This is a genomic window from Arsenicicoccus sp. UBA6765 (assembly GCF_002453335.1).
Taxonomy (GTDB): Bacteria; Actinomycetota; Actinomycetes; order Actinomycetales; family Dermatophilaceae; genus Arsenicicoccus; species Arsenicicoccus bolidensis.
Genome location: NZ_DKGR01000057.1, coordinates 194,766 through 202,896, shown reverse-complemented (window position 1 = coordinate 202,896; position 8,131 = coordinate 194,766). Strand labels below are relative to the sequence as shown.

The 8,131-nt window shown below is 73.1% G+C and carries 8 protein-coding genes; 3 read left to right on the top strand and 5 right to left on the bottom strand.

Annotated elements, in window-relative coordinates:
- Positions 1-34: 34 nt before the first annotated feature.
- The 3 genes from ggt to miaA form a co-directional block, all read right to left on the bottom strand.
- Complete coding sequence (ggt, locus tag B4K29_RS15925; RefSeq protein ID WP_286968101.1) at positions 35-1,963, bottom strand: gamma-glutamyltransferase; 1,929 nt, start codon at positions 1,961-1,963, stop codon at positions 35-37.
- A 133-nt stretch (positions 1,964-2,096) separates the two neighbouring features.
- Positions 2,097-3,086: a diaminopimelate epimerase gene (gene dapF, locus B4K29_RS15920; protein WP_286968100.1), complete on the bottom strand. Its 990-nt coding sequence runs from the start codon at positions 3,084-3,086 to the stop codon at positions 2,097-2,099.
- Positions 3,083-4,087, bottom strand: a complete 1,005-nt coding sequence (gene miaA / locus B4K29_RS15915) for a tRNA (adenosine(37)-N6)-dimethylallyltransferase MiaA (RefSeq protein WP_286961325.1) — start codon at positions 4,085-4,087, stop codon at positions 3,083-3,085. The genes dapF and miaA overlap by 4 nt, the downstream gene beginning before the upstream one ends.
- 125 nt (positions 4,088-4,212) lie before the next feature.
- On the opposite strand from miaA, the gene B4K29_RS15910 reads away from it, so the two are divergent.
- Complete coding sequence (locus B4K29_RS15910; RefSeq protein WP_286961324.1) at positions 4,213-4,410, top strand: antitoxin; 198 nt, start codon at positions 4,213-4,215, stop codon at positions 4,408-4,410.
- A gap of 49 nt (positions 4,411-4,459) precedes the next feature.
- On the opposite strand, the gene B4K29_RS15905 is transcribed toward B4K29_RS15910, so the two are convergent.
- Positions 4,460-5,386: a LysR family transcriptional regulator gene (locus tag B4K29_RS15905; RefSeq protein WP_286968099.1), complete on the bottom strand. Its 927-nt coding sequence runs from the start codon at positions 5,384-5,386 to the stop codon at positions 4,460-4,462.
- A gap of 72 nt (positions 5,387-5,458) precedes the next feature.
- Here B4K29_RS15905 and B4K29_RS15900 point away from each other — a divergent pair, with 72 nt between their 5' ends.
- Together B4K29_RS15900 and B4K29_RS15895 are read left to right on the top strand one after the other, a co-directional pair.
- Positions 5,459-6,382: an EamA family transporter gene (locus B4K29_RS15900; RefSeq protein ID WP_286961321.1), complete on the top strand. Its 924-nt coding sequence runs from the start codon at positions 5,459-5,461 to the stop codon at positions 6,380-6,382.
- A complete protein-coding gene (locus tag B4K29_RS15895) occupies positions 6,379-6,576 on the top strand; it encodes a hypothetical protein (RefSeq protein ID WP_019284573.1) in 198 nt (65 codons plus the stop codon). The genes B4K29_RS15900 and B4K29_RS15895 overlap by 4 nt, the downstream gene beginning before the upstream one ends.
- Positions 6,577-6,583: 7 nt before the next feature.
- Here the strand turns inward: B4K29_RS15895 and miaB are convergent, their stop codons facing one another.
- Entirely contained in the window at positions 6,584-8,101 is a 1,518-nt protein-coding gene (gene miaB, locus B4K29_RS15890; protein ID WP_286961320.1) for a tRNA (N6-isopentenyl adenosine(37)-C2)-methylthiotransferase MiaB, read from the bottom strand.
- Between the last annotated feature and the right edge of the window lie 30 nt (positions 8,102-8,131).

The window sequence follows — 8,131 nt, the reverse complement described above, 5'->3', positions numbered from 1 at the left end:
TCGGGACGTGACCACTCGGCGGAGGGGCGCGGGGTCAGCGGTGGCGGGGCTTGGTGGGCTTGCTGGGCTTGCTGGGCTTGCTGTGCTTGCTGTGCTTTCCCTGGTGCACCACCATCGCGGACCCACCGCCACCGCGGGTCGGCTCGGCCCCGGCGTCGAACAGGTTGCGCCCGAGGACGCGGATCGCGGTGCCGCGCCCGATGGTCTCGGCCGGGGTCATCGGCTGCCCGAGTGCCTTGAGCGCCGCTCCCGTCGCGCTGTTGATGAGCTGCGGCTCGGCGGTCGCCGCCGTGTTGCGCGACGAGATCCGCCGCGCTCCGAGCGCACCCATCGCCGTCTTGTCCCGGTCGATGACCTCGACGATCGTCTGCGCGGTGGTCGTGATGATCGTCGCGCCGCCGGCGGCACCGGCCGCCATGAACGGCCGGCCACCCTTGAGCACGATCGACGGGCTCATCGACGAGCGCGGACGCTTGCCCGGCGCGGGCAGGTTGGGGTCAGGGACGCCCTCCGTCATCGGCCTGAAGTTGAAGTCGGTCAGCTCGTTGTTGAGCAGGAAGCCGCGACCGGGGACCACCATGCCGCTGCCGCCGAACTGCTCGATGGTCAGGGTGTATGACGCGACGTTGCCCCACTTGTCGGCCACCGTGAGGTGCGTGGTGGCCTGGCCGTCGTTGCCCTGGCCGGCCTTGCCGAGCGCGGTGCCGCAGCCGCCGTAGGCCCCGTCGGGGTTGCCGAAGGCGATGGGACGCTGCTGCGCCTTGGCCGGGTCGAAGCCGCACGCCCGCTCCCGCGCGAAGCCCTGCGACACCAGCTGCTGGCGCGGCACGCCGGGCACGTCCGCCACCCAGCGGTTGCGGTCGGCGAACGCCGTGGCGGTGGCCTCGGCGAAGCGGTGGTAGTACTGCACGTCGTCGACGTCGTGCAGCGCGACGCCCGTGCGCTCGGCATACTCCTCGAGCAGGTTGAGGGTCTCGGCGACGGCGATGCCGCCCGAGGACGACCCCGCCATGCCGTAGTAGTCGTGGCCCTCGTAGGTCGAGTGGATGGGGGCCAGTCGCTTGACCTGGTAGCGACCGAGGTCGGCCGTGGTCATGGTGCCGCTGGGGACCATCACGCCGGGCACGGTGACCGGCGTGTTGACGACCTTGGCGATGTCCTGGGCGATCCCGCCGCGGTAGAGAGCCGACGGACCGCGGCGGCGCAGCTCGGCGTAGGTCGCTGCGAGGTCCGGGTTGCGCAGGACCGTGCCCGCCTCGACCGGCTTGCCGCCGGGGAGGAAGAGCGAGGCGGTCGCCGGGAACTGCGCGAACCGCTTGGCGTTGTCGGCGGTGGCGGTCTCGAACGCGTCGTCGACGACGAAGCCACGACGCGCGATCTCCTCGGCCGGGGCCAGCATCTGGCTGAACGACCGGGTGCCGTAGTCCTGCAGGGCCGCCTGCCAGGTCGCCACGGTGCCCGGGACCCCCACGGACAGGCCCGAGTTGACGGCCTTGGTGAAGTCCATCGGCTTGCCGCCCTCGAGGAAGGACGTCTCGGTCATGCCGGCCGGGGCGGTCTCGCGCCCGTCGATGGTCGACACGCGCTTGGTGCGGGCGTCGTAGTAGACGAAGTAGCCGCCACCGCCGATGCCGTTGGCGTAGGGCTCGACGACGCCGAGGGCGGCCGCCGTCGCGACGGCGGCGTCGGCGGCGTTGCCCCCGCGCTTGAGCACGTCGATGCCCACCTGGCTGGCGACCGGGTCGACGCTGGCGACGGCCCCGCCGGAGCCGGTCATGGTGCCGGTCTTGGGCAGGGTGTGACCGACGGGCCCCTGGTCACGGGGGGCGGGACGCTGCGGGACCGGCGTGGCGCCGGCGGTGGTGAGGGAGGCGGCGGCGGTGACAGGCAGGGCCAGCGCGAGGGCGAGGACGCCCCGGAGCGTGGCCGACGGACGAGGTCCGCGGGGGCTGGGTGCAGTCATCTGCGGAAACTAGGCGCTGGGACATCTCGGGCAGAAGGGGCGATCCAGCATGTGGGACATCCGTCCGGAACTGGTGCGTGAGTCGTCCCAGGGCGTGGACAGATCGGCCAGCGATCGCCCGGTCAGCAGCCGGCTAGCGCCGGGGAGGCAGCTCGACGGTGCCGTCGGCGACCAGGGCTGCCGGGCCGGAGAGCTCGACCTGGTCGCCGGGCAGGGCGCGGACGTGCACCGTCCCGCCGGGCACGTCGACCCGCCAGAGGTCAGCGGCCTGGTCCCGGGGGGCCCCGTCGGCTCCAGCGTCGCCCCCGCCGGCCCACCAGCGGACCGCGAGCGCCGCGGCGGCGGCCCCGGTGCCGCAGGAGCGGGTCTCCCCCACCCCGCGCTCGTGCACGCGCATGCGGATGTGCCCCGGCCCGAGCACCTGCACGAACTCCACGTTGGTGCCCTCGAGGGGCGTCGGCTGCACGAACGGCGCCCGGGTGAGGTCGAGCTCGTCCAGCTCGCGGCCGGCGGGCAGCATGACGACGGTGTGCGGGTTGCCGAGGTCGAGCGACAGGGCGGGGACGGCCTCGTGTTCGTCGACCTTGACCAGCGCGTCCGAGCCCTGCGCAGCAGCCTCGGCGGGCGAGCTCAGCCGCCAGGGTCCGAGGTTGACCGCGTATGACGTGTCCCCCGTCTCGCCATCGCCTGCACCTCGGCCGTCGCCGCCGTCGCCACCACCGACGCCCACGCGGACGCGCTTGAGCCCGGCGCGGGTCGCGATCGCGAACTCCGGGTCCTGCTCGAGGCCCTCGCGGCGCAGGTAGGCCGCGAAGACCCGCGTGCCGTTGCCGCACATCTCGGCGACCGACCCGTCGGCGTTGCGGTAGTCCATGAACCAGCGCGCGTCCGACGCCTGGTCCATGACGGTGGGCTCGCCCGCGAGCGCCGTGGGGACGACCCGGATGACGCCGTCGCCGCCGATGCCCGCGCGGCGGTCGGCGAGCCAGACGACCTCGCTGGGGGACAGCGGGATCGAGCCCTGCGCGTCAGGGACGAGGACGAAGTCGTTCTCGGTGCCGTGGCCCTTGGTGAAGTCCAGCCGCCGGGGGCTGCCCACGGGCGCGGACGGGTCGGAGGTCATGCCTCATTGTCTCCTGCGCGCTGGGCCGGGGCTGACAGGCCGGGCAGCGACGTCAGCGACGTCAGCACACGCGCGTGCACCTCGTCGTGCAGGTCGCCGATGGGACGCTCCCCCGTGGCCACCGCGGTGGCGTCGTGCCAGGTGATCCGGGGGTCGGGGCGGAACCACGCCTCCTGGCGTCGGGCGAGCTTGCGAGTGAGGGTGGCCGTCAGCTCCTTGGCGTCGTCCTCGGACAGGTCGCCGTCCAGCTGGGCCAGGGCCTGGGCGTAGCCGAGCGCCTTGCTCGCGGTGCGCCCGTCGCGGAGCCCGGCGGCGTCCAGCGCCCGCACCTCGTCCAGCAGCCCCTGCTCCCACATGCGGTCGATGCGCAGGCCGAGGCGCTCGTCGAGCACCGGCCGGTCCACACGCAGCCCGACGACGACCGTGGGCAGGCGATGGGTGCGCTCCGGCATGGTCGCGCTGAAGGGTTGCCCCGTCAGCTCGATGACCTCCAGCGCGCGCACGACGCGCCGGGCGTTGGTGGGCAGGATCTGGTCGGCGGCGACGGGGTCCAGCCGTCGGAGCCGCTCGACGAGCGCCGGCAGGCCCGCCGCGTCGTCGCCGACCTCCGCCTCGAGCCGACGGCGGACGTCGGGATCGGTGGGCGGGATGTCGAGCAGGTCCAGCGCGGCCCGCACGTAGAGCCCCGACCCCCCGACCAGGACAGGGACGAGCCCACGTCGCCGGACCTCGTCGATGTCGGCGCGCGCCTCGCGCTGGTAGGCCGCGACGCTCGCCTCGTCCCGCACGTCGAGGACGTCCAGCTGGTGGTGCGGGATCCCTTGTCGCTCAGCCACGCTCAGCTTGGCGGTGCCGACGTCCATCCCGCGATAGAGCTGCATCGCGTCGGCGTTGACGACCTCGCCGCCGAGCCGTGCGGCCAGGGCTACCCCGAGGTCGGACTTGCCGGTGGCGGTGGCCCCGACGACGGCGACGACGGGTGGCAGGGCGGGGTCCGGCATACGTGCCATTGTCCCAGAGCGAGTGACAAGGACCGGTCGCGTGGGGCAGGGTGGTCGGCGGAGCGCACCGTGCCGGCGACGGCCCGAGGTGCTCCTGACCTGGCCCCGATTGGAAGGAGACGGCGATGAGCATGTCCGACAACATGAAGGACAAGGCCACCGAGGCTGCGGAGCAGAACCCCGAGAAGGTCGAGCAGTTCTCCGACCAGGGCATCGAGCGAGCTGGCGACCAGCTCGACGAGCGCACTGGTGGGCAGCACTCCGACAAGATCGACTCTGTGCAGCAGCAGGGCGACGAGCGCGTCGGCGACAACAGCCAGTGACGTCGTCCCGCTGACGGCTCCGGCCGTCGCCTCACGACGCGAGAGGCCGTCACCCCTCGAGGGTGGCGGCCTCTCCCCGTGCCCGCACGAGATCGCGGCCGACCTCGACCAGCAGGTCCACGACGGTGCGCACGGCCAGGCGCTCGTGCCTCTCGCGGCGGGACAGCGCAAAGATCGAGCGGTGCGCCCGGACACCCTGCAGAGGCCGTATGACGACCCCCTGGCGTGATCGCGTGGTGAAACGAGGGAGGAGACCCAGTCCCTCGCCGGACGCCACCAGCGACTCGACCAGCCGGTTGTCGCGCAGGCGGTAGCGGCGCTCCAGGGTCGCCCCGAGGTCACGCTCGATGCTCCCCATGACCGTGTCGAAGGGGTAGCCGACCGGCACGCCCACCCAGGTCGTGCCGGCGAGGTCCGCAGGGCGCAGGGTCGCGCGTCCCGCGAGCGGATGGCTCGCGGGCAGAGCCACGTCGATGGGCTCGCGGGCGATGACGCGGCGCACGAGACCGTCCTGGACGCTCGCCGCCCCCGGCGTGAGGCTGTGCGCCACCACCACGTCCACGTCGCGGGCCCGCACCGCGAACTCCGCCTCGGGGACGTCGAAGTCGTCGATCTCCAAGTGGATCTGCGTGCTGCTGAGGCGCTGGAGGAGACCGGGCAGCAGCGCCTCTCCGGCGCTGGGCAGCGTGCCGATGCTGACCGTGCCGGCGGGGGTGCCGACGAGCTCGTCGAGCCGTCCATGGACCCGGGCGAGCACCTCGCCGACCTCGTCCGCGCCGGCCGCGAGCAGGCGGCCCTCGGGCGTCAGCCGGAGGCGCCGGCCGTCGGGCTCGACGAGGCGCACCCCGATCTCCCGCTCCGCGGTGCGCAGCTGCTGGGAGACCGCGGAGGGCGTGCGGTGGGTGGCCGCGGCGACGGCGGCCAGGGTCCCGCGGTCGGCCAGGTCACGGAGGAGCTCGAGGTGACGCAGATCCATGAAGCCAACCTAATGCTTTGCGTCATGGATCGTCGCTTGCCCTGAACGGTCGCGGAGCCGGACGATGGGTGCATGCCGATGACCCACCGCGCCCTCGCGGCCCTCGTGGCCGTGCTCTGGGGCGTCAACTTCCTGGCGATCCACACCTCGCTGGAGCAGTTCCCGCCGTTGTTCCTCGTCGCCCTGCGCTTCGCGATCATCGCGGTGCCCACGATCCTGCTCGTGCCCCGTCCCGACGTGCCGCTGACGTGGCTGGTCGGCTACGGGCTGGGGTTCGGGACGGTGCAGTTCATCGGGCTCTACCTCGGCATGGCCATGGGCTTCCCGGCCGGCCTGGCGTCGCTCGTGCTCCAGGCGTCGGCGCCGTTCACCGTGGTGCTGGGTGCGCTGCTGCTCGGCGAGCGGGTGGGGCTGACGCAACGCGTCGGGGTCGCCGTGGCGGTGGGTGGGCTCGTGCTGGTCGGCGTGTCACGGGCGACGGCGACGAGCGTGCTGCCCTTCGTGCTGGTGGTGCTCGGCGGGCTGGGGTGGGCCTTCGGCAACCTGTGCAGCCGCCTGGCGCGCGCGCCCAAGCCCCTGCACCTGACCCTATGGATGTCCGTGGTGCCGCCGCTGCCCATGCTGGTGCTGTCGTTGCTGGTGGAAGGGCCCGCGCGCATCGCGTCGTCCCTCGGCACGTCGGTGTCGGCCGCGGCGGCGCCGGCGTGGGTCGGCCTCGCCTACACCGTGCTGCTCGGCACCGTCGTCGGCTCCGGCATCTGGGTGTGGCTCATGGCGCGGCACCCGGCGGGGGTGGTGGCGCCATACTCGCTGCTCGTCCCCGTCGTCGGGATCCTCACCGCCTGGCTGGTGCTCGGCGAGCGCCCCACCGCGATCGAGCTGCTCGGCGGTGTCCTCGTGATCGCGGGCGTGCTCTGGTCCGGGCGAAGGCCCCGCAGCGGCCTCGCGGTGCCTAGGGTGGAGGGCACCGATCGACTCGAAGGAGCCACACCATGACCGAGATGCGTGACGAGCAGCTGCCCGAGGGTGCCAAGGCCGCGCAGGAGGCCGCCGCGGAGGCAGCCCCCGGCCAGGCCGACATCGCCCACGACTCCCCCGACGCCGACCACGGCCAGATGCAGCAGGCCGCGACCGAGGGGTCGACCGACACCGGCACCGGAGCGGTGACCGGCAGCGGGATGCCCGACTGAGGTCAGGTCAGGCGCCGCAGGCGGGGCCGCTGCGCACCGTGACCGCGCTCGCGGCGGGCCTGCCGATCGACGGCATCCCCAGCGAGACCGCGGGCTTGCCCGGCACCGGCGCGTCCTGCAGCGCGGTCCAGGCGTCCCCGCCCGCCGTGCGACGCGCGCGATAGGTCCCTCCCGCGAGCGCCCCGTCCGCGACGAGGTGGTGGGGGGCGCCATACGTCACGTCGACCTCGACCACGTCGCCCGGCCGGGCGCGCTCGGCCCCCTCGGGCACCGCGAAGTGCACGAGGCGGTTGTCGCGCGCGCGGCCGGACATCCGCGCGGTCTCGGCGTCCTTGCGCCCCTCGAACGGCGCGACCAGCACCTCGACCGTGCGCCCCTCCTGCCTGCGGTTCTCCTCCCAGGAGATCCGGTCCTGCAGGGCGATGAGCCGGTCGAAGCGCTCCTGCACCACGGCCTTGGGCACCTGGTCGTCCATGGTGGCGGCGGGCGTGCCGGGGCGGATGGAGTACTGGAAGGTGAACGCGCTCGAGAAGCGGGACGCCTCGACCACCCGCAGCGTCTCCGCGAAGTCCGCCTCGGTCTCGCCGGGGAAGCCGACGATGAGGTCGGTCGTGATGGCGGCGTGCGGGATCCGGTCGCGGACGCGGTCGAGGATGCCGAGGAACTTCTCGGAGCGGTAGGACCGGCGCATCTCCTTGAGCACGCGGTCGGAGCCGGCCTGGAGCGGCATGTGCAGGCTCGGCATGACGTTGGGCGTCTCGGCCATCGCGTCGATCACGTCGTCGGTGAACGCGGCCGGGTGGGGGCTCGTGAAGCGGACGCGCTCCAGGCCCTCGATCTCGCCGGTCGCACGCAGCAGCTTGGCGAAGGCCCCGCGGTCACCGAACTCGACGCCGTAGGAGTTGACGTTCTGGCCGAGCAGGGTGATCTCGACGACGCCCTGCTCCACCAGGGCGCGGCACTCGGCGAGGATGTCGCCGGGACGCCGGTCCTGCTCCTTGCCGCGCAGCGCCGGCACGATGCAGAAGGTGCAGGTGTTGTTGCAGCCCACCGAGATCGACACCCAGCCGGCGTAGGCGGAGTCGCGGCGCGTCGGCAGCGTCGAGGGGAAGGTCTCGAGCGACTCGAGGATCTCGACCTGCGCCTCCTTGTTGTGGCGCGCGCGGTCGAGCAGGGCCGGCAGGGACCCGATGTTGTGGGTGCCGAAGACGACGTCGACCCAGGGGGCCCGCTTGACGATGGTGTCGCGGTCCTTCTGAGCCATGCAGCCGCCGACGGCGATCTGCAGGTCGGGGTTGGCGAGCTTGGCCGGACGCAGCTGGCCGAGGTTGCCGTAGAGCTTGTTGTCGGCGTTCTCGCGCACGGCGCAGGTGTTGAAGACCACCACGTCGGCCGTCGGGGGCCGCTCGTCGGTCGGGAGGCTCGCGAGGTCGACATAGCCCGCCGTCTCGAGGAGGCCGGCCAGTCGCTCGGAGTCGTGAACGTTCATCTGGCACCCGTGGGTGCGTACGTCATAGGTCTTCATCGCGTCACCCAGGATAGGCCAGCCACGGAC